This is a genomic window from Rhizobium sp. K33 (assembly GCF_056501445.1).
The window spans coordinates 3,508,622-3,531,015 of sequence record NZ_CP096478.1; the positions used below are offsets into that span (position 1 = coordinate 3,508,622).

Annotated in this window: 19 protein-coding genes; 2 read left to right on the forward strand and 17 right to left on the reverse strand. The window is 60.9% G+C overall.

Features of this window, described 5'->3' with window-relative positions; translation table 11 throughout:
• Positions 1-6: 6 nt before the first annotated feature.
• From M1E12_RS16955 to urtA, 17 genes are all read right to left on the reverse strand, one after another.
• Entirely contained in the window at positions 7-999 is a 993-nt protein-coding gene (locus tag M1E12_RS16955) for a FecR family protein (RefSeq protein WP_136542079.1), read from the reverse strand.
• Between the two features lie 149 nt (positions 1,000-1,148).
• Positions 1,149-1,604: an RNA polymerase sigma factor gene (locus tag M1E12_RS16960; RefSeq protein ID WP_479564907.1), complete on the reverse strand. Its 456-nt coding sequence runs from the start codon at positions 1,602-1,604 to the stop codon at positions 1,149-1,151.
• Between the two features lie 376 nt (positions 1,605-1,980).
• Positions 1,981-3,354 (reverse strand): NAD-dependent succinate-semialdehyde dehydrogenase, encoded by a 1,374-nt coding sequence (locus M1E12_RS16965; RefSeq protein WP_479562668.1) that lies wholly within the window; start codon positions 3,352-3,354, stop codon positions 1,981-1,983.
• 608 nt (positions 3,355-3,962) lie between these two features.
• Complete coding sequence (locus M1E12_RS16970) at positions 3,963-4,769, reverse strand: inositol monophosphatase family protein (protein WP_479562669.1); 807 nt, start codon at positions 4,767-4,769, stop codon at positions 3,963-3,965.
• On the reverse strand, positions 4,769-5,617 hold the full coding sequence (locus M1E12_RS16975) for a glycerophosphodiester phosphodiesterase (protein WP_479562670.1): 849 nt from the start codon (positions 5,615-5,617) through the stop codon (positions 4,769-4,771). The genes M1E12_RS16970 and M1E12_RS16975 overlap by 1 nt, the downstream gene beginning before the upstream one ends.
• Positions 5,607-6,653, reverse strand: a complete 1,047-nt coding sequence (locus tag M1E12_RS16980; RefSeq protein ID WP_479562671.1) for an ABC transporter ATP-binding protein — start codon at positions 6,651-6,653, stop codon at positions 5,607-5,609. The genes M1E12_RS16975 and M1E12_RS16980 overlap by 11 nt, the downstream gene beginning before the upstream one ends.
• Before the next feature lie 25 nt (positions 6,654-6,678).
• A complete protein-coding gene (locus M1E12_RS16985; protein WP_479562672.1) occupies positions 6,679-7,503 on the reverse strand; it encodes an ABC transporter permease in 825 nt (274 codons plus the stop codon).
• Positions 7,504-7,508: 5 nt separating this feature from the next.
• Positions 7,509-8,375 (reverse strand): ABC transporter permease, encoded by an 867-nt coding sequence (locus M1E12_RS16990; protein ID WP_479562673.1) that lies wholly within the window; start codon positions 8,373-8,375, stop codon positions 7,509-7,511.
• A gap of 8 nt (positions 8,376-8,383) precedes the next feature.
• Positions 8,384-9,535: an extracellular solute-binding protein gene (locus M1E12_RS16995; protein ID WP_479562674.1), complete on the reverse strand. Its 1,152-nt coding sequence runs from the start codon at positions 9,533-9,535 to the stop codon at positions 8,384-8,386.
• Between the two features lie 256 nt (positions 9,536-9,791).
• Positions 9,792-10,838 (reverse strand): LacI family DNA-binding transcriptional regulator, encoded by a 1,047-nt coding sequence (locus M1E12_RS17000; protein WP_479562675.1) that lies wholly within the window; start codon positions 10,836-10,838, stop codon positions 9,792-9,794.
• A 306-nt stretch (positions 10,839-11,144) separates the two neighbouring features.
• Positions 11,145-11,480: an FmdB family zinc ribbon protein gene (locus M1E12_RS17005; protein ID WP_479562677.1), complete on the reverse strand. Its 336-nt coding sequence runs from the start codon at positions 11,478-11,480 to the stop codon at positions 11,145-11,147.
• Between the two features lie 68 nt (positions 11,481-11,548).
• The gene (gene fmdA, locus M1E12_RS17010; RefSeq protein ID WP_479562678.1) at positions 11,549-12,781 is read right to left on the reverse strand and encodes a formamidase; all 1,233 of its coding nucleotides are present in this window, start codon (positions 12,779-12,781) and stop codon (positions 11,549-11,551) included.
• A gap of 45 nt (positions 12,782-12,826) precedes the next feature.
• Positions 12,827-13,516 (reverse strand): urea ABC transporter ATP-binding subunit UrtE, encoded by a 690-nt coding sequence (gene urtE / locus M1E12_RS17015; RefSeq protein ID WP_136542097.1) that lies wholly within the window; start codon positions 13,514-13,516, stop codon positions 12,827-12,829.
• A 9-nt stretch (positions 13,517-13,525) separates the two neighbouring features.
• Positions 13,526-14,284, reverse strand: coding sequence for an urea ABC transporter ATP-binding protein UrtD (urtD, locus tag M1E12_RS17020; protein ID WP_479562679.1), 759 nt, complete (start codon positions 14,282-14,284; stop codon positions 13,526-13,528).
• Positions 14,285-14,295: 11 nt separating this feature from the next.
• Positions 14,296-15,423, reverse strand: coding sequence for an urea ABC transporter permease subunit UrtC (gene urtC / locus M1E12_RS17025; protein WP_479562680.1), 1,128 nt, complete (start codon positions 15,421-15,423; stop codon positions 14,296-14,298).
• An 11-nt stretch (positions 15,424-15,434) separates the two neighbouring features.
• On the reverse strand, positions 15,435-16,361 hold the full coding sequence (urtB, locus tag M1E12_RS17030; RefSeq protein WP_185812097.1) for an urea ABC transporter permease subunit UrtB: 927 nt from the start codon (positions 16,359-16,361) through the stop codon (positions 15,435-15,437).
• Between the two features lie 79 nt (positions 16,362-16,440).
• Entirely contained in the window at positions 16,441-17,703 is a 1,263-nt protein-coding gene (gene urtA / locus M1E12_RS17035) for an urea ABC transporter substrate-binding protein (protein ID WP_136542105.1), read from the reverse strand.
• Positions 17,704-18,036: 333 nt separating this feature from the next.
• Here urtA and M1E12_RS17040 point away from each other — a divergent pair, with 333 nt between their 5' ends.
• Both M1E12_RS17040 and M1E12_RS17045 read left to right on the forward strand, forming a co-directional pair.
• Positions 18,037-21,414: a hybrid sensor histidine kinase/response regulator gene (locus M1E12_RS17040; RefSeq protein ID WP_479562681.1), complete on the forward strand. Its 3,378-nt coding sequence runs from the start codon at positions 18,037-18,039 to the stop codon at positions 21,412-21,414.
• Positions 21,407-22,327 (forward strand): response regulator transcription factor, encoded by a 921-nt coding sequence (locus M1E12_RS17045; protein ID WP_136542109.1) that lies wholly within the window; start codon positions 21,407-21,409, stop codon positions 22,325-22,327. Before M1E12_RS17040 ends, M1E12_RS17045 begins: the two co-directional genes overlap by 8 nt.
• Positions 22,328-22,394 lie beyond the last annotated feature (67 nt).

A 22,394-nucleotide genomic window follows, 5' to 3' on the forward strand; every position in this document is an offset into this window, starting at 1 on the left:
GATAAATTATCGAAGGATTATAAGGCCGCCCGGAACGCGGTAGAATCCGACGCCTGCCGCATCGGCAAGGGTCCGAACCGCACCGTCGACATCATCAAGCCGATAGTTGCCGGTGACCCTCATCTGGTTCACCCGCTCATCCGCAACGAGGATTGCTCCTCGATGATAGCGACCCAGTTCTTCCAGAACATCGCCAAGAAGCGCATCTTCAAAGATGATCCTGCCCTCGCGCCAAGCGAGTGTCGCAGAGGGATCGGCCGCATGAACGGAAGACACGGCGGACGCAGTGACGCTGACAGCTTGGCCGGGCGCAAGCACGGCCTTGTCCTTGCGCTCGCAAAGACAGAGGACCTGCACGCGGCCTCGCTCCAGCACGACCTCGTCTTCACCAGGGCCGGTCCTGACCGCAAATGCGGTGCCCAGCACTGTCACCTCGCCATAGCGGCCGCTGACCGTGAAGGGATGGGCGGGATCATGCACCACATCGAAGAAGGCCTCGCCGCGCAGCAGGCGGACATGACGCCGACCTGCATCGAAATCGAGCGCCACGGCGGTGTCGGTGTTCAGCAAGAGAGTGGAGCCGTCCGGCAACGGAACCCGCCTCTGTGCGCCAGTCGCAGTGACATAATCTGCCTGGAGCGCGACCACGAGCGCCGGATACTGCCAGATCCCCGCAGCAACCAGAACTGACGCGGCCAGCGCAGCGGCACGCATCGACCAGCGACCGCCCCTCGGTCGCCTAACCTCGGGCTTGGCGACAGGCAGCGCTTTCAACGCATCGAGGAACGGTTTCGAGTTCCATAGGATCTCAAGCCCCCGGAATTCCTCTTCATGACGCGGATCCTTCGCCAGCCAAGCGAGAAAATCGGCGTGTGTCGCCGCATTCTGCTTGCCGTCACGTAGCCGCACGAACCAGTCCAAAGCCTGATCCGCAACAGGATCGGCATGATTGAAGTCGGTGACCGTCCGGTCCATGTCCTGCGCACCCTGATGTCCCACTTAGCCGATCCATTCGCAGTGTGTTTGCGGGCTCCTGATACCTTGACGCATAAGCACATCAAACCCGGCAAAATTCGTCGCGGAGACGGACCGCCTGGCTCCCTCTGTAGCGCGTTTGGTCGAGACGGTCGAAGAACGCATCCTGTTTCTCACTTCCCGTCCAGACGTGCCAGGGCATCACGGCAATGGGCCATGGCGAGTTTGAGATCATTGAACACCGTTCGTTCAGAGATGCCGAGATGGTCTGCGATGCGAGCATTCGTCCATTCTTCGATGCGGCTGAGCACCAGCACCGTCTGGGCGCGCTTCGGTAGGGTAGCAAGCGCGGTCTGGAACGCGCCGAACGTCTGCCTCTCGATCAATGCCTGCTCGATCGAGGGAATGTCGGCAGAAACGGCGGCCAGAAAGGTCTCATCCAGGCCTTCCACCTCCGAAGCTTCGCGCGTTCTGCGTCGCCGCAGGTGATCAAGCGCAAGGTTGCGGGCCGTCTGGTGGAGAAATCCCTCGAGATGCTCGACCCGACCACTCTCGACCGCCTTGCGGGCACGCAGATAAGTCTCCTGCGCCAGATCTTCCGCCGTCTGGGGATCGCGCACGATCCGCATGACTGTCCACAACAGAGAGCGCCGGTGGGCGGCAAATATCGCGTTCAGAATGGCAGGCAAGCGCAGTGCCTCCTGCTCATGGGCGGCCAATCACCCGGAAACCCCGTGCCTCTTTCCGATCGCTGCACCACGCACAATCGCCTTGTTCTGGCCGGACTGGCCGCGAGCTTTATCCGGCCGACAACGCCTGTAGCGGCCTTTGATCGCCAATATTACGACAAGATCGGATGCGCAATGAAAACTTGATAAGCCGATACAGGATTAAAAGGGGAGAGTAGCCATCTGGCGACAGGAGTGACTGCAAACCTTGGCGTTGCCGTCACGGGATATGGCAGCAGGCCGCCCGAGACGGCCTGCTCCTTCCACCTGGTTACCCTTAGCCGATGCGGATCGACTTCACGTTCACGAACTCCTTCAGTCCTTCTGGACCGTGTTCCCGCCCGTAGCCCGACGTCTTCACGCCGCCGAACGGCATGCTCGGATAAGCCACATTGAAGGTGTTGATGAACACCATGCCGGTATCGAAATAGTTGGCTGCCAGCTTGCGCGCCCGCTCGACATCGCGGCTGAAGATGCCCCCGCCGAGACCATAGCGGCTGCTGTTGGCGATCCGCAGGGCGTCCATATCATCCTCCGCGCGAATGACTGCGGCGGCGGGACCGAACAGCTCATCCTCATAGGCGGGCTGGCCGGGTGCGACATCGGCGAGCACCGTGGCCGGATAGAACCAGCCTTTGCGCTCCGGGACGTCTCCGCCGACGACCAGTCGCGCGCCTTTTTCGATGCTCTCCTTGACCTGTTGATGCAGCTCGTCGCGCTGCTTCTTGGTCACCATCGGACCGAGCTGCGTGTCATCGGCTTTCGGATCGCCAAGCTTGATGGAGCGGAAGGCCTCGGCATAAGCCTCGACGAAGGCGTCGTAATTCTTCTCCGTCACGATGAACCGCTTGGCGTTCACGCAGGTCTGGCCATTGTTGTAGATGCGGCCCTGTACGCAGGTTTTGACCGCAAGATCGAGATCGGCGTCATCCAGCACCAGATAAGCATCGTTGGAACCGAGCTCGAGAACGGTTTTCTTCACCAGTTCCGCGGCCTTCGCGCCGACGGCCCGGCCGGCTCTGTCGCTGCCGGTGAGCGTCACGCCACGAATGCGTTCATCCTCGATGATCTTGTCGGACTGGTCATGCGAGATCAGGAGCACGCCGAACAAGCCCTTCGGCAGGCCGGCGCGCTCATAGAGGTAGCGCAGGAACAGGCCACTGCCGGTGCAGGCTTCGGCATGCTTGAGCAGCACGCCATTGCCCGCCATCAAACTCGCAATCGAATAGCGCACCGCCTGATAGGCCGGAAAATTCCATGGCTGGATCCCGTAGACGACACCGATAGGCGAATGCGTGACATAACCCTTCCCGCCCTCGATCTCGCGCTCTTCGTCAGCCAGAGCATCCGGACCGATCTTGGCGGTGTAATCGCAGATCGCGGCACACAGATCGACTTCGCTGCGACTGTCCTTCAGCAGCTTGCCCACCTCGTCCGTCATGAGCTGGGCGAACTCCTCCTTGGACTTGCGCATCTCGGCCCCGATGGCGGCGATCACCTCGGCCCGCTCCTCCAGGCTTTTCAGCCGCCAGTCGAGAAAGGCCGTGTGGCTGGCTTCGACAACGGCCATGGCCTCGGCATCGGACATGTGGGGATAGGTCTTGAGATCTTCCTCGGTGAACGGATTGATGGTCTTGAGCGAATTGGACATGTCGGCGGAATTCTCCTGTTCTTGTTGACAAGCGAGTTGAGATTTTCACGCGTGTTGGGCACGCAGATAGGAGGTCAAATCTCACTCGAAGCGACACTCGGCTGAGCCTTCGTCACGCCCCTTCGCGGGGCCTTCGGGCGCAAGGTCAACCAATGCCTCGGGGCGTCAACGGCTCCCCCGACCCGCAGGTTTCACACAGCGGAGTGCAAATACTTGTGAGAAGAAGAAGCTTGACGCGGCGCCCGGGAAACGGCCGCAGCGCTCCAAACCAGTTTCGACTTGCGGGCCGAACTGGTCGAGCAGTCATCACGGCGCCTCCCGCTGGTGTCGTTGGTGATGCGAGCATGCACCGCAATCAGGCACGTAAAAGGCTGCAACACAGATCCGAGCGCCCGACGGCAGTACGCGCGATCAGGCCGAAACCTATCAATTATTTAATTAGTGACGCTGGCCGTTTCATAAGGCTTCTTGCCACGGTCGGCACTTGGGAAAACCGATGGAGGAGCAACATCATGATCTGGAGCATTGCGCCGCAGCGGTAGCAGTCAGGAAAGGTCGTTCAAGGAGGCGGCAAAGGCTCGCCCCCGCCCCGCACACACTCTGCTCGTTCAATCCTGTGGCTGGACGCCCTGAAGCTGGTGCAGGAGGAACGCATGCGTGGATTGATTGGCGACGATCAGCAGGCCGGATTGTTCGTAGTGCTCCGCGCCGCGGCCCCACCAGTCGGTCACAACGCCGCCGGCTTCTTCAACGAGAAGAATGCCCGCGGCCGTATCGACGAAGCCTGTCTGTTCGAAGTAGCCGGTGAAACGTCCACAGGCGACATAGGCGCAGCAATTGGCAGCGCTTCCGAGCACCCGCACGGCACCGATCGGCGCGCGGATCGCGTCGAGCCTGGCATAGGCGCCCTCATGCATGGAGAGATTGGGTGTGGGCAGACCGGTGCCGACCACCATCTGACCGACATCCACGCTGTCCCGCATCATAAGCCGCGCCCCGTTTAGATAGGCGCCTTGCCCCTTCAGCGCCGTGAACATCTCATCCGTCACCGGATTATAGACGAGCCCGCAAACGGTCTCTCGGCCCTGGCGGAGCGCGATGGTGATCGTGTAGTCGAGGCCATTGAGGAAATTGGTGGTGCCGTCGATCGGATCCACCAGGAAACGGTAGGATGCATCCTTGCCTTCCACGGGCGGAAACTCTTCGCCGCTCAGGCTCCAGTCCGGATACCGGCTGAGCAGGTGGTCACGGATCAGCGTCTCCGACTGCTCGTCGGCAATACTGACGAAGTCACCGGGGCCTTTGACGCCGATCTGCAGCGTGTCCCGACGGTGAAAGAAATCGAGCGTCAGCGCTCCGGCACGTCGGGCAGCCTCGATCATGTCTTCGAGAACACGGGCGGGATCGACGGACATCAGCTTTTTCCTTCAGCAATGGCTTCGGCGAGACCTTCGGGGTCATCGGTGGTGATCTGGTCGACGCGCAATTGGAGGAGACGACGAACCTGCGCAAGCGTGATGGAATTGATCGTTCGGATCGTCCAGGCATCGACACGACGCTTGTCCGCATGAACAGCGCCAATCAGATCCATCCCTGCCGCATCAGCCGCGAGAACAAGCTCGTAATCGAGATAGATCATGGCGGCATCCGGCGCCTTTTTCAGCGCCGCTGCAATGAAGTGTGAGAAATCCTCAGCCGTTCTGAGGTCATCGAGAACGCCGACATAGGTCGGATCATAACCCGCGCGCAGACCGGGTGTGACCGCGGCCAGCGCTGCCACCGCAGCGCTGTCTCCGCCGGACAGGATCATGTTCGAGGCAACGGGAGAGACCGCTTTGGCAAATTTCTCGATCACACCCGGCGACAGCCTTGACAGATCCTCCTTGTAATCGAGTTGCAGCAAAGCCTCGGGATGGGCGGGATTGGCGTTCAGCAAGTCACAGAGATCTTCGAGCAGCATCACCCTGTCGCTCAGCGGCACTCCGTCATTGCCCCGCAGGTAGAGCTGTCGCAGCGTGTCAGCCGAGGTCTCGGCGACGAGACCGGATCCGGTTGTCCCATGATCGAGCTCCAGATCGTGCAGGATGGCAAAACCGTGATCTCTGTGCACGACCAGATCGACCTCGACGCTGGCGCCAAGCTGCATGGCTTCCAGAATGCGCGTCGGTGTGAATTCCGGATCGGTGGCCTTGCGCCGTCCGCGATGCCACTTGAGCAGGGTACGGTGTCCCTGATGCTCGACGAAAATGGGATCACTGCGCATGGGTCGTGCCATAGAGTTTGACGTTGTCGCGGAAGGCCGCAAATGCGCGCGGGTTGAGCGCAACGGTCTCGCCGGCATTGAAGGGTTCCGGACTGGCGACCATGCATTTCACGCGGGTTCCGTCTGACAGATGCAGATCAACGAGCCCATGCGTGCCGAAGTCGGTGACGCGATGAATGGTGGCCTTGCCACCGCCCTGATGGACGAGGTCGAGGGCCTCGGGCCTCACTGCCAGCGTGAGCGGTCCATCGGCGACCGGAAGATCGACGGCGAGGTCGGCATGCAGGAAACGGCCATTTTCGACACGGCCCTCGATGAAGTTCATCGTGCCGATGAAACCGGCGACGAACGGCGTTTGAGGATCCCGATAGATGCGTTCCGGGCGATCGGCCTGCTCTGTCCTGCCATCACGCATGACCACGATGCGATCCGCCATGGAGAGAGCCTCATCCTGCCCGTGGGTGACGAAAAGGGTCGTGATCTTCAAACGAAGCTGGATATCCCGCACTTCCTCCCGCAGCCGCTCGCGCAAATGCTGATCGAGGCTCGCGAAGGGTTCATCGAGCAACAGGATCTTCGGCTCCAGGATCAGCGATCGCGCCAGCGCCACGCGCTGCTGCTGGCCGCCCGAAAGCGCGCTGGTCATCCGCTGACCATAGCCCTTCAGGCCCACGAGCTCGAGCACGTTCTCGACCCGGTCGCGGATTTCCCCCTTGGGACGGCGACGCAGTTTCAAGCCGAAGGCAAGGTTGTTGAAGACGTTCATGTGTGACCACAAGGCATGGCTCTGGAAGACCATGCCGGTCGGCCGTTGTTCGGGTGGCAGGCGTGTCACGTCCTGATCGTCGATGGCAATCCGTCCCGATGTTGGCTGCTCGAAACCGCCGACCATACGCAGAAGGGTGGATTTGCCGGAGCCGGACGGCCCGAGCAGGCAGACAAGCTCGCCATCGGCGACCTCGAGCGAGACATTCTCGACGGCTGTCGTGCCGCCCGCAAAGACCTTGGAGACCGCGCGGATGCTCAGTTTCGACATGTCGGAGTTCCTGTGATGCAGTTTTTCATCCGCCGAACCCTTTCGCGAAGGCGTTTCCGCCGATCACGCGCCGGGCGAACATCAGGGCGATGAAGGAGGGGACCCAGAGCATGACGGAGAGAACCGCTCCGAACTGAATCACCATCTGATTGTTGATGAAACTGATCATCAGCACGGGCATCGTGCGAATGCCCGGCGCGCCGATCAGCCATGCGCCTTCCGTCTCGTAGAAGGTGCCGACAAAGGTCAGGAGCAGCGCAGCCGCGATGGTCGGCGCCGCCTGCGGGAGCGTAATTGACCAGAAGACGCGGAGCGGACCGGCCCCGACGTCCCGGGCGGCCTCTTCCATGCGCCGGTCGACCGCCTGGAAAGCCGCAACCGGGATCCAGATCATGAACATCAGCGTGTTGACCAGCTGAATGAGCGCCACGCCCCAGAAGGTGCCGATCAGGTCGAGCTGCAGAAAGATCGCGGCTATGGCGACCAGCAGTCCGAACTTCGGAAAGGCGTGGCCTGCAAGAAACGAGAAGAACAACAGGTCACGGCCCGGAAATCGCATCCGCGCAAAGGCATAAGCTGCTGGCAAGCAGATGATTGCGGAGGCAAGCGTCACCACCGCCGAGAGCGTCAGGCTCAGCCATAGCGCGCTCCACACGTCCGAGCGGTTGAGGGTCTGCTCCCAGAACCGCAGACCGAATTGCTGCGGCAGGACGTTCGGGTAGCGCCAGACCTCGGTGAAGGCCCAGACGCCGACGACGAGCAAAGGCAGGACGACGACAATCGAAAGCACGAGCGCGAGCAGGATGCCGGTGCCATCAATCCGGCGTGGTGGGGCAATGGGTAGGTTCATGGGCCTCACCTCCCCTGGTTGCGGGCGACGGAGCGCACGTAGAACAGGCCAAAAACGATGCAGAAGCCGAAGGTGATGACAGCCTGGGTAATGGCGCTGACGGGATCGTTCAGGTCACGGAAGGTTCGCTGCATGAAGGGTCCCATCATCTCAGGTGAGGCGGGGCCAAGCAGATAGGGCAGCGTGAAGGCCGAGAAGATGCCGAGTACAGCGAAGGAGAGCGCCACCAGAATGGAATTGGTGATCTGCGGCAGGATGATATGCCAAAGCACCTGAAGCCTGCTGGCCCCGACATCGCGTGCGGCTTCGATCGCCATATTGCCGACCGATCCGAGACCCGAAAGCAGGATCAGCACCGTCAGCGGGATATTGTCCCAGACGAGGCCGATCACCGGCCCCCAGGGCGTGAGGTAAGGGGTCCGCAGTTTGGGCAGGCCGGCGAAATTCAACAAAAGGTCCACCATGCCGTTCGGTCCCAGGACGCGGATCAGGGCATAGGCGAGGATGATCGAGGGCACGAACATCGGCAGGATTGCCAGAGCCTGGACATAAGAGGCGACCGGACCCTTGGCGAAGCGCAGGTAGAGCGCGATCGGCAAGGACACGATGAGGAGCAAAACAGCACAGACAGCCGTGGTCCAGAGGGTCAGGCTGAGATTGTTGAGGCTGTAGGCGTCGGAAAAGAAGAAGATGTAGCTCGACAGGTCGAAGCCTGACTCCCCCTCGGGCGAGGTCCGCCACACCGTGCGCAGGACGGCACTGATGATTGGCCAGATGACCAGCCATCCGACGAGCGAAACCGGCACGGCGACGAGCAGGAGGCCAATCAGCCCCCTGCCCGACTTCGTTCTGGAGATGCCAGACGTTGTCACGCCTGCACTCACGACTTCCGGTCGATGGTCGGCGCCACGTTGCGATACCAGCCGTCATTGACCGCAACTTCCCAGGCACCCGACGGGAAGGTCGGGATGCTGCTCGGGATGATGTCTGCAAACTTCTCGCGCAGATCGGCAGACACATGGTCCCAGCTGACGCCCGGGAAGCCGCCGAGCTCGGACAGAATGGCACCCTGGATCTCTTCGGTCAGGATGAAATCGGCGAGCTTCAGCGCTGCATCCCGGTTCTTGCCATTGCTCAAGACGACGGCACGGGAGAAGTTGCCGCAAAGCGCCAGATCCTGAAGCTGCACGATACCGGTCGTTTCCGGCAGAACGCCCTGATCGATCGCCTGGAGAACCTGGTCGGACCAGACCGGGGTCATGGTGACCACGCCCTGCGCGAGCAGCTGGATCGACTGGGTGTTGCCGGAGGAATAGGCACCGTTGTCATAAAGCGACGGAGCAATATCCTTCAGCAGCTCCCAGGCCTTGCCCAGCGCTTCGTTGCCGAAGGCTTCGGTGTAGTTGTCGACGGTGAAGGCCTTGGGATCGAGGCCGTTCGCCTGATGGATGGCGCGGCGGACGAAGTTGCCGCCCGAACCGCCCTTGTCCGGACGGTTGTAGACGAACTGGCCGGGATTTGCCTTGATCCAGGCAACCAGCGCATCCCAGGTCTTCGGCGCATCGGCGGCCGAGAGCTTGGTGGTGTCGTAAGCCAGAAGAACCTGGCTGCCGCGATAGGGAAGCGAGTAATCGCTATCGATGGCAAGCGGATTGACCTTGGAATAGTTCGAAAGGCCGGCTTCCTTCATGTTCACGTAAAGGCCGGCTTCGATGGCCCCCTTCGGCAGACGCGGATCCGTATGCTCGAAGTAATCGGCCTGCGGATCGGTGTTGGTCTGCATCGCCGCTACGGCACGCTCGGCGATTGCCTGGATGCCTGCATTGTCGCCGGCGTCGACGAGGTTCAGCTTCACACCGGCATTGGCTGCCTCGAAAGCCGGCTTGACGCTGTTGGTCCAGAAATCAAGGACGTTGGCATCGGAGCCGGTGTACCAGTCGATCTGACCCTCGGCTGCGAAGGACAGCTTCGGGAGGATCATCATGCCGGCCACGGTGCCAGCGGTCGAAATGAGGAATGCGCGACGCTTCATCGTCTTCTCCCTAGATTGCCGCGCTCAGCGCCGGCTCGGTCAAACCCTGAGACATCCAATCACCAGCCTGATAGCTGGGCCTGCGTCTCTTCGGAATTTTGTGCCCGGGCATGGCCGCCGATCACGCCGGCCGCCTCCGGCCACACGACAGGACCCAAGATTGCACACGCGTGCAATCTGTTCGCCCGGACGGGAACTTCCTAACGGGTTTAGACGAAGGTTTGATGACATCGGCGCGATGCACACCCGTGCATGATCACTGACCGGAATGCGGACGGACCGAGCGTCTCCACACGGCGACCGGTTCAAAGACGGCCTCGCCGCGCCCGGCAAGATCCGGTCGCTCGCCGGAATCCGCCCGTTCGTCCACATCTGTCAGCAGCGCAACGACATGGCCGGCTATCTTTTCCAGCGGCTGCTCGAATGTGGTCAAACGATATGCCTCCCAGGACGCCTGCTCGATATTGTCGAAGCCGATGACGCACAGATCCTCGGGAATGCGCAGGCCGAAGTCTGATCGCGCTCCGTCCATGAACCCCAAGGCCAGGAGATCGGTGACACAGAAGACGCCGTCAGGCGGGGCGGAACGGGCAAAGACCCGTTTGGCAATCTCGAGACCTGCGCGATAACTGGTGGCTTCCGCCTCTACCGTCAGCACCGAAAGCCCCTCTCGCTTGGCTGCCTCGACGAAACGCTGCTCGCGCTCGACGAGGCTCGGCGTTCGCGCGGCAGAGGTCAGGATCCCGATCCGCTCACAGCCCGCCCGGCGCAGCAGGAACAGTGCCTCACGTGCCGCGGTCGCATTGTCAAGCCCGACATTGTCGCAGCCCTCAAGCCGATCGTCGCGATTGATCAGGATGACCTGTTGCCCGTTGGCGAGCGCGGTTCGGACGAGCGCGGTGGAAGGGGTTCCCGAGAGAACGACTGTCGCATCGGCCCGGTAATGCAGGGTGAGCTTCAGGGCCTGATTGACGTTCGCGTCGTCGCTCTCGGTGTTCAAGACCACCGTGATCTTGCCGGCAGCCTGAAGCTTGCGGGTCAGGTGATCGACCATGGCCGCCCGGACCGGCGTGGTCAGATCCGAGACGATCAGACAGACGATGTTGCTCCGCTCGCGGAGTTGCCGGGCGAGATGATTGACGTGATATCCGAGCGCCTCTGCCGCCTCGATCACCTTGCGCCGCGTCTCTTCCGAGACGCTCGCGCCATCGGTGAAAGTCCGCGAGACCGCCGATCGAGACACGCCCGCGCGCTCCGCCACCATCTTGGCGCTCACAAAAACGGAAGAACTATTCCTGCGCATGCGGCGATATCAACTTCACGAGCGAGCTACGGGTAAGAAAACCTCGCGGCCGATGCTGCCTGACCGAACTAATACCGGACCAATCCTCAGCCACGCTAGGCGACGTGAGCGGAGGATCCGGTTGCTGAGTAGACACATGCGGTCAAAGACATGTCAATTGCGTGACATGCAGGTGGTTCATTGCCAACCGGCCCGGTCGAATCCTTGCAGATCGAGGACCGGCACCGCCGTTGACGGTCCGCACCTCGCCATCCTTGATGACCATGCGCTCCGGTCCCAAAACACGAGTATCGTGCGGATCAATCCTCAGTGACTGATCATCCAGGGGCGTGCGGAAGGGAAAGCTTTGGCGCCATCAGCCCGGTACACCGTTTTCGACTTTTTCGGTGCACCCGAGCAGCAACTGCAGCCGGCACCGTGGCCTAGGGATTTTGATGTCTTGGGTTCGTGAGCTGCCTTCTCGTTGGTCCCGATCGCTGTTCGCGTCGCCTTGTCCATCAAGGCAAAGAAGGGCGTCGAGAAGAAGGCCCTTGGCGAAGGCGTCCCGCATTGCGGGCATTTGCAAGGGTCGCCCGACATCGCCATGGGCCGGTTCTCGGTGAATCCGCCGCAATCCGGGCAGTTGTAATCGTAATTGGGCATGATCGGTCTTCCTCAAGATATGCTTCGATGCGCAGGACGCAGCTAATTCCACGCCCTGCGCCTGCGCCTTAGAGGTCGCGAGCCAGCGGCACGTCGATCTTGCCGTCGAGGAACTTCTTCGGCCCGTCCGCACCCGGCTTCATGTCGAATTCGAAGATGTCGAGCGGCAGCCAGAGTGTGGCGCAGGCATTCGGAATGTCGACAACGCCTGAAATATGACCCTGGACAGGGGCGGTACCGAGAATGGCGTAAGCTTGCGCCCGGCTGTAGCCGAACTTCGTCATGTATTCGATGGCGTTCAGGCAGGCCTGGCGATAGGCGATGTGCACGTCGAGGTAATGCTGCTTGCCGCTCTCGTCGACGGAAATGCCCTCGAAGATCAGGTAATCGTCATATTTCGGCGTAATCGGCGACGGCCGAAAGATCGGGTTCTTGATCCCGTATTTCGCCATTCCGTCCTTGATCAGCGAAACCTTGATATGCAGCCAGCCGGCCATTTCGATCGCACCGCAGAAGGTGATTTCACCATCGCCCTGGCTGAAATGCAGGTCACCCATCGAAAGACCGGCACCGTCGACATAAACCGGGAAATAGATCTTCGAACCGCGCGACAGGTCCTTGATGTCACAATTGCCGCCATGTTCGCGCGGAGGCACGGTGCGCGCGCCTTCTGCGGCAGCCTTGTCGCGAGCCTCGCCTTTGAGGCTGCCCATATGGGCGGTCGCTCCACCGTCCGGCAGCGCCGCCAGCGCAGGTACCCGCGTCGGATCGGTATCGAACAATGCCTTTTCGCGGCTGTTCCACATCTCCAGCATCTTGTGATCCGGCAGGCAGCCGATCAGACCGGGATGGATGAGCCCGGCATATTTGACGCCTGGCACGTGGCGCGAGGAGGTGAACATTCCATGGAAGTCCCAGATTGACTTCTGTGCCTCGGGGAAGTGCTCGGTCAGGAATCCGCCGCCGTTCTTCTTGGAGAAGAAGCCGTTGAAGCCCCAGAGAGAGTTGTCGAAGGCACCGATGTCGAGGATGTCGACGACCAGCAGGTCGCCCGGTTGAGCCCCTTTGACGCCGATCGGTCCCGACAGGAAATGCACCTGGCTCAGATCGACATCGCGGACATCGGCCGCATCGTCGTCATTCTTGATCTGGCCGCCGGTCCAGTCATAGGTCTCGACCAGGAAATCGTCCCCCGGCTCCACCCAGCAGGCCATCGGAATGTCCGGGTGCCAGCGGTTGTGGATCTTCTCGTTGGTATAGGGCGACTCGCTGAGATCGACCTTGATCAGGGTATCGGGCATGGCTTGGCTCCTTCCTTGGATGTAAAGCGGCTGGGTTTGGTGGGATCAGACGGAGAGGAAGCTGGAGACGCGGGCCTCATCGATGCCGGCGCGCGGGGCTTCATGGACGAATTCGCCCTTTTCGATCACCAGCACCCGGTCGGCCATGTCGAGGGCAAAGCTCAACACCTGCTCGGAGACGACAATGGAAAGACCGATCTCGTCGCGGATCCGGCAGAGCGTTCGCGCCATCTCCTTGATGATCGATGGCTGGATGCCTTCGGTCGGCTCGTCAAGCAGCAGCACTTTCGGCTTGGACGCCAGCGCGCGGGCGATCGCCAGCTGTTGCTGCTGACCGCCGGAGAGATTGCCACCGCGCCGCCCCTTCATCTCGAGCAGCACGGGAAAGAGTTCGTAGATCTGCCCTGGCACGGTCTTCTCCCCGGTCACGGTCAGCCCGGTTTCGATGTTTTCCTGGACCGTGAGCGTTGAAAAGATCATCCGCCCCTGCGGCACATAGGCGAGACCTTTGGCCACCCGTTCGTAGCTTTCGAGCCGCTCGACCGGTGTCTCGCCGATCCGGATCGATCCCGCGGCGGAGGGAACGACCCCCATCAGCGACTTCATAAGCGTCGTCTTGCCCATGCCATTGCGACCCATGATCGCAACGATCTCGGCGGGTTTGACGTCGAAGGACAGGCCGTGAATGACTTCGCTCTGGCCGTAGCTGACCTTCAGTTTTTCGACTGACAACATGACGATCTCCTAGTGACCGAGATAGACTTCGACGACCCGCGGATCGCTCTTGACGCGCTCCATGCTGCCTTCCGACAGGACCTTGCCCTGGTGCAGCACGGTGACCCGGTGGGCGATGTCCTCGACGAACTTCATGTCGTGCTCGATGACGATCACCGATTGGTTCTTGGTGATCGTGTTGAGGAGTTCCGCCGTCTTGATGCGCTCGGCAACGCTCATCCCGGCCACCGGCTCGTCGAGCATCAGAAGCCGCGGCTTCTGGATCAACAGCATGCCGATCTCCAGCCATTGCTTCTGCCCATGACTGAGGATTGCCGCGTCGGTGTTCAGCTGATCCTTGAGGAAAATCAGTTCGGCCACTTCCTCGACCCGCTCGATGACCTCCTTGTCCCGGCGAAAGGTGAGCGCCCCGAAAACGGAGCGGCCGCGGGGAAAGGAGAGTTCGAGATTTTCAAAGACGGTGAGATCCTCGTAAATCGACGGGTTCTGGAACTTGCGACCAACGCCTGCGTGCACGATCTCGTGCTCGCGCATACGGGTGAGCTCCCGCCCGTCGAACCGGATGGAGCCGGACGTCGCCTTCGTCCGCCCACAGATGAGATCGAGCACCGTGGTCTTGCCGGCCCCGTTCGGTCCGATGATCACACGGATCTCGTTCTCATCGACATAGAGCGAAAGGTCATTCACCGCCTTGAAGCCGTCAAAGGACACGGTGAGGGCGTCGATGCTGAGAATGAAGTCTTTGGCGGGTTGAGAAGCAACTTGCATGCTCGCCTCCATCATTCGGCCGCTTGCGGCTGCGTCAGCGGCGCGCGTTTCAGGAAACCGGGTAGCCGGCGTGTAACGAACGGTTCGACATAGTCTTTGACCACACCGGCAAGGCCGTAGGGGAAGGCCATGACGACAGCGATGAAGAGGCCGCCCATGGCAAACAGCCAGAGTTCAGGGAAACTCTCGGAAAAGGTCGTCTTGGCGGCATTGACGAGAAGCGCGCCGTAGATCGCCCCGAACAGCGACAGGCGTCCGCCGACGGCCGCAAAGATCACCATCTCGATGGATGGCACAATTCCCACGAAGGACGGCGACATGAAGCCGACCTGCAGCGTGAACATCGCACCACCGATGGCAGACATCGCAGCGGCCAGGCAGAAGATGAAGATCTTGAAATTGGCGACGTCATATCCGGAGAATCGAACCCGGTCCTCGCGATCCCGCATGGCGATCAGCAACCGGCCGAATTTCGAGATGCGAACCACCTGGGCGAGGAGGAGCACACCGATCAAAAGCACGGCGTTGACGAAGTAGAGGATCAGCTTGGCCTCGTCGGTACGGATATCCCAGCCAAGCAAGGTCCTGAGATCGGTGATCCCGTTGACACCGCCGGTATACCCCTGCTGGCCGATGATCAGGATGGTCAGGATCGCGGCAACGGCCTGGGTGATGATGGCGAAATAGACCCCACCGACGCGCCGCTTGAACATGGCCGAACCAATGATGAAGGCGAAAATCGACGGCACCAGAACGATCGCGGCAAGCGTGAAGGAGAAGGAATAGAAGGGCGCCCACCACGATGGCAGTACGGTGATCTGGTTCCAGTCCATGAAGTCGGGAATGCCTGGCGTCGACTGGATCTTCGTCGCTTCGGGCGTGGAGGCCTCAAGCTTCAGGAACATGGCCATGCAGTAGCCACCGAGACCGAAGAAGATCCCCTGGCCCAGGCTGAGGATGCCGCCATTGCCCCACAGCAGGACGAGGCCGATGGCAACGAAGGCATAGGTCAGATACTTGCCAATCAGATTGAGCCGGAAGATGTCCAGCCCGAGAGGCAGGACAATGAGCAGCAGCGCGGCCAGGATGGCGAAGTAGAGCCATTCCTTGCGGGAGAAGAGAAAGCCGACAGCAGGCATGGGAGATCTCCTTAGCGGCGGATGTTGAGGGAGAAGAGGCCTTGCGGTCGCAGCATCAGGATCCCGACAACGGTGAGCAGGGTCAGAACCTTGGCCATGGAGCCGCTGAGGAAGAATTCCATTGTCGACTGGGCCTGGGAGATGGTGAAGGCCGAGGCGATGGTGCCGATCAGACTGCCCGCACCGCCAAAGACGACCACCAAGAAAGTATCGACAATGTAGAGCTGTCCCGCCGTTGGCCCGGTCGAGCCGATCATGGTGAAGGCGGAACCGGCAATGCCGGCGATGCCGCAGCCGAGACCGAAGGTCATGCGATCGACCTTCTTGGTATCGATGCCGACGGCACCGGCCATGACGCGATTCTGCACCACCGCGCGCACCCGCTTGCCCCAGGACGAGCGATACATGAGGAAATAGACACCGGCGGCGATGATCAGGGTGAGCGCCATGACGAAGAGGCCGTTGAGCGGCACCTCGATCGTATCGCTGACGGCAACGGACCCCATCATCCAGTCAGGGAGGGTTACGCCGACTTCGCGGGCACCGAAGATCGAGCGATAGAGCTGCTGCAGCACGAGCGACAGGCCCCAGGTGGCCAGCAGCGTGTCGAGCGGTCGACGATAGAGATGACGGATCAACGCCCATTCGACGAAAACGCCGAGCGAGAACGAGGCTGCGAAGGCAAGTGCCATGGCAACGAAGAAGTAGAAAGGGAAGAGCCCGGGCAGATAGGTCGTCACCAGGGTGGAGACGAGATAGGTGACATAGGCGCCGAGGATCATGAACTCCCCATGCGCCATGTTGATGACCCCCATCTGTCCAAAGATGATGGCAAGACCGAGTGCCATCAGCACGAAGACGGAAAACAGGATAAGCCCTGCAAAGCCCTGCATGGCCAGGATCGAGAAGAATTCGCTGTAGGTATAGTCGCCGATCATTGCGTCACCTCGCATGTCCTCGAAAGACGTTCGGGAAAAAGGGGCCGGCCAGGCCGGCCCTCCAGGCGGGGAACGAGGCTTATTGATAGCCTTCCGGGAATGGATCGGGCTCCATCAGGTCCGTGGTCTCGTAGACGACGTCGTACTGACCGTCGGCGCGAGCGTGTCCGATACGGGTCTTGGACCAGAGGTGGTGGTTTTCGTGAACCTTCACATAACCTTCCGGTGCCGTGGAAAGTTCGATGCCCGGCGAAGCGGCGCGCACCTTGTCGATGTCGAAGGAACCCGCCTTCTCCACCGCGGCCTTCCACAGCCAGGGGCCGAGATAGGCGGCCTGGGTGACGTCGCCGATGACGATATTGTCGCCCCACATCTTCTTGAACTCAGTGACGAAGGACATGTTGTTGTCGTTCGGCAGGCTCTGGAAGTACTTCATGGCGGCATAGGCCCCAACCATGTTTTCCCCGCCGATGCCAAGGATCTCGTCTTCGGTAACCGAGATCGTGAGAAGCAGCGGCTTCTCCTTGGTCATGTCGATGCCGGCCGCCTTCAGCTGCTTGTAGAAGGCGACATTCGAACCGCCGACGACGATCGCATAGATCACGTCAGGCTTCTTCAGCTTGATCTTGTTGATCACCGAGTTGAACTGGGTATGGCCGAGCGGGTAGTATTCCTCGCCGACGACTTCGAGGCCGAGCTTCTCGATGTGCTTGCGGGCGATCTTGTTGGACGTGCGCGGCCAGATATAGTCCGAGCCGAGCAGATAGAAGCTCTTCGCACCCTTCTCCTTCACCACCCAGTCGATGCCGGCGAGAATCTGCTGGGTCGCTTCCTGACCGGTGTAGATGACGTTCGGCGACTGCTCGAGCCCTTCGTAGAAGGTCGGGTAGTAAAGCATGCCGTTATACTGCTCGAAGACCGGCAGAACGGCCTTGCGCGAAGCCGAGGTCCAGCAGCCGAAAACGGCAGCGACCTTGTCCTCAACAAGCAGCTTCTTCGCCTTTTCGGCAAAGGTCGGCCAGTCGGAGCCACCGTCTTCCTGGATCACCTCGATCTTGCGGCCGAGAATGCCGCCGCTGGCATTGATCTGCTCGATGGCGAGCTTCTCGGCCTGCACGGAACCGGTTTCGGAAATAGCCATGGTGCCGGTGACGGAATGCAGGATGCCGACTTTCACCGTGTCGTCGGTCACGGCAAGACCAGTCGTATTGATCGCCGCAGTGGACGTGTCCTGTGCAAGCAGCGGTGTGTTCAGGGCGGCCAGCAGCGGGATCGATGCCACCCCCGCAAGCAGGGCTCGGCGACTGATGCTCATCTGTGGTTTCTTGGGGTCGTCAGACATGGCGTGCCTCTTCATCGTTCTAGGAGGTTGCGGCGGGGGCTGGCAGCAATTGAACCGGCCAACTGGCGGTAAATTCGTCGCAATTTGTGCAACGCAACAATGGAGCGTTTGACGTATACCCACCCGGGTCTTTATCCCCTATGGTTCCCTTCAACAGAGGCAATCCGTTCGGGAAACCAAGGAAAAACAGGAGCCTGCGTCATCGGTTCATTTGGCCCGCAAGGTCTGGCGCCAGGATCTGAAATCGCGATTTCCCCGAATGGTACGAGAATTGCCTCCCAAAGCAGGGGCATAGCGCGCGGCAGGCCGCCTCGCCGGTCGCAGGGGGATGAATTGAACCAGGCCGAACGAATTCCCAGAATTCGGCGGACCTACAACAGGTGGGTCGCCAACCAGACATTGGAGGACTACGCCCTGCGCTTCACCGCGCACGAGGTGCGCCGTTTCTCGCCGGGTCGGATCGCCAACACGGCGCTGGGTGCGATCTCCTTCCTGGCGCTGGAAGCGATCGGTGGGGCCATCACCCTGAGCTACGGCTTCACCAATGCAACGCTAGCAATCCTGGTCGCATGCTCGGTCATGCTGGTCATCGGCATCCCGATTGCCTACAGCGCCGCCCGCTACGGGGTGGATATCGATCTTCTGACCCGCGGTGCCGGTTTCGGTTATCTCGGCTCCACCGTGACCTCATTGATCTATGCCTGCTTCACCTTCCTCTTCTTTGCCATCGAGGCGGCGATCATCGCCAAGGCGCTGGAATTGATCACGGGACTGCCGCTGACGATCGGCTATATCGTCAGCGCGGTCGCCATCATCCCCCTCGTCACCCACGGCGTGACCTTCATCAGCCGGTTCCAGGCATGGTCGCAGCCTTTCTGGGTGGTGCTGCAGCTAGCCCCCTTCGTCTTCATCGCAGCACAGGGGCTTGAGCCGGTGCGCGACTGGACCGGCTATACCGGTCTCCTTGGCCCGGTCGACCATGGCTTCGATGTCGCGCTCTTCGGTCTCTGCTCGGCCGTGGTATTTTCGCTCGCGGCACAGATCGGCGAACAGGTCGACTATCTGCGCTTCCTGCCGCGCCAGACCGCTCAAAACAGGGTCCGGTGGTGGCTCGCGCTGTTAAGCGCGGGCCCCGGCTGGATCGTCATCGGCGGGCTGAAGATCCTGGCGGGTTCGTTCCTGGCCTTCTACGCCTTTCGAAACGGCGTTGCGTTTGAGGATGCCTCCGATCCGACGCAGATGTATCTGACTGTGTTCAGCCAGATGCTCGGCTCGCCGGAGTTTGCGCTGGGCGTCACCGGCATTTTTGTCGTCATCTGCCAGGTGAAGATCAACGTCACGAATACCTATGCCGGGTCCATCGCCTGGTCGAACTTCTTTTCGCGCCTGACCCACAGCCATCCGGGGCGCGTCGTCTGGCTCGTGTTCAACGTGTTGATCGGCCTGCTGCTGATGGAATTCGGCATCTACAAGGCGCTGGAAACGGTACTAGGCCTCTATTCCATCGTCGCCATTGCCTGGACTGCCTCCATCGCCGCCGACCTGATGATCGCCAAGCCTTTCGGCCTGTCGCCGCCGATCATCGAGTTCAAGCGAGCACATCTCTACGACATCAATCCGGTCGGTTTCGGCTCGATGACGATCGCGGCACTTGCCGCCTTCGCCGCCTATGGCGGCCTCCTCGGCGAACTGACGAGCAAGATCTATGTCTATGTCGCGCTTGCCCTGCCCTTCGTACTCGTGCCGCTGATCGCGAGCCTCACAGGCGGGCGCTATTACATCGCAAGAAACAGCAGCGTTCACGCGGACGCTTCAGGCCATGCGGGATGTTCGATCTGCGAGCTGAATTTCGACCGGGAGGACATGGCCCACTGCCCGGCCTATTCGGGACCGATCTGCTCGCTCTGCTGCTCTCTCGATGCACGCTGCCACGACCTGTGCAAAACCGATGCACGCTTCAGTCAGCAGGCAAAGGCCGTCGCCCGCGCTTGGCTGCCGGCCGGGATGGCCGAGGCGGTCCATGGCAGCGTGATGCGCTATATCGCGCTCTTCACGGTGGTGAATGCCTTCATGGGCAGTGTCTTTTGGCTCATCCACTTCCAGAGCACGATCGAATATCCGGATGCTGCCGAACTGATCGGCTTCGAGCTCTGGAAACTCTACATCATCCTCTTCATCCTAGCCGGCATCGTCACCTGGCTCTTCGTGCTGGCTCAGGAAAGCCGCGACTTTGCCGAGGAAGAAGCCAGCCGCCATACCAGACTGCTGATGGACGAGATCCGGGCCCATGAGGAAACCGACCGACAGCTGCAAAAGGCCAAGGAGGCAGCGGAATCGGCGAACCTTGCCAAAAGCAAATACGTCGTGGGCCTGAGCCACGAACTGCGCACGCCGCTGACCGCGATCCTCGGCTATGCGCAGGTTCTCGAGCGCCAGCAGGGCATGCCGAACTTCGTGCACAATGCCGCCCGGACGATAAAGCGCAGCGGTGAGCACCTCGCCGACATGATCGAGGGTCTGCTCGACATCTCCAAGATCGAAGCCGGCAAGTTCGAGATCTACCGTCACAAGATTGCACTTGGTCCCTTCCTGGACCAGATCGTGGACATGTTCAGCCTGCAGGCACAAGCAAAGGGCATCAGTTTCGAGTTTCGTGCCACCTCACCCATTCCGGACTATGTCTATACCGACGAGAAACGGCTGCGGCAGGTCCTGATCAACCTGTTGTCCAACGCCATCAAGTTCACCCATTGGGGCCATGTCTGCTTCACGCTGTCCTATCGCGGCCAGGTCGCGACGTTCGACATCGAAGACACCGGCGTCGGGATCAAACCCCAGGACCTGGAGCGGATTTTCCTGCCCTTCGAGCGAGCCGAGCAACCCGTCGACCAGACCCAGCCACCGGGCACGGGTCTCGGCCTGACGATCACCCGGTTGCTGGTCGAGATCATGGGCGGCGACCTCAAGCTGACAAGCCAGCCTGGCAAAGGCACGCAGTTCACCATCCGCCTGATGTTGTCGGAAGCCCAGAGACCTGATGACCTGGCGGCACCGGCGCTCGCTGTAGCCGGTTATGAAGGGCGCCGCAGGACAATTCTGATCGCCGATGACGATGCCACACAGCGCGCGCTGATGGAGGAGGTTTTGACCCCGCTCGGCTTTTCGGTGATCACCGTGAACGACGGACCGGCCTGCCTCTCGACCCTTGCCCTGCACCGCCCGGATATCGTCATTCTCGACCTTGCGATGCCCAGCATGTCCGGCTGGGACGTCGCTCGGCGCATCCGCCAGCGTTACGGCCGCGACCTGCCGATCCTCATACTGTCTGCCGACGCCGGCACCGAGCGCACCAGACCGGAATACGCGCCGCTGTTCGATTCCTATCTGATCAAGCCGTTCAACTTAGAAGGCCTGTTCGAACGTCTGGCAACACTCATTCCGCTGACCTGGATACTGGATGACGGGGTTCATGTGGAGACTTCCCAGCGCCCATCGTTCGCGCCCGACGAACTGCCCGACACGCGCCGGCTGCAGCAACTCAGGACGCTGGGCCAGACGGGCTTCGTCCGCTCGATCGAAGCAATGCTGAACGACTTGGAGATTTCCATGCCCGGGACCGAGCGTTTTTGCAGACATATGCGCCAACTGGCCACGAACTACCGCATGCGCGAGTTCCTGGCGATTATTGAGGATACCAGGAACCATGCCTGACACGTTCGACGGCAGCCGCGTTCTGATTGTAGACGATTCCGGCGAGGCACTCGCCATGCTATCGGACGCCCTGAGCCTGGAGGGGCTTGAGGTTCACACCTCGAGCAGCGGCCGGTCCGCCATTTCCATGGCCAATTCCAAGGTGCCGGACATCGTGTTGATGGACGCGATGATGCCGGGACTGGATGGTTTCGAAACCTGCCGGATTCTCAAGGCGGCGCGAGGTTTTGAAGACCTGCCGGTGATCTTCATGACCGGCTTCAACGAGAATGAGCATGTGGTGAAGGCGCTCGCCTCCGGAGGCGTTGATTTTGTCGTCAAGCCGATCCTGCTCGATCAGCTTTTCGCCCGCATGCGCGTCCATCTGAGCAATTCCAAACGGTCGCGTTCAGCCCGCCATGCGCTCGATTCCACCGGCCGCTGGATCGTCGCCTGCGACCCCAACGGCTTGATTGGCTGGTCGACACCCCAGGCATCGGATCTCTTGGCCAAGGTCGGAATCCGTGCCGATGCCAATAGCTATCTACCGCTGGAGATCCTGTCCTGGCTGGCCGACGGGGCAGGAAACGACATTGGCGGCAATCCCAACATCTTCCATTACTCTCGCCTCGGTCACGACATCGAATTCCGCCGCCTGACAGAAGGCCAGACCGACGAAATCCTGTTGCGACTGGTCGACCGCCATCGCGGCGCAGACGAGGAGCAGCTGGCAAGAGCCTTCGGCCTGACCCTGCGCGAGGCGGAGGTTCTTCTCTGGGTGGCCCATGGCAAATCCAACAAGGAAATAGCCGATATCCTGGAGATGTCGCCGCGCACCGTGAACAAGCACATGGAACAGATCTTCAACAAGCTTGCGGTCGAGAAGCGCACCTCTGCTGCGACGTTGGCCGTGAGGGTGCTCTGGCGGGAGTAACACAGGCAAGCATAAGCATCAGTCCGGCCCTGCGCTCACTGCGTCGCAGGGCCGGACCTAAACCTAG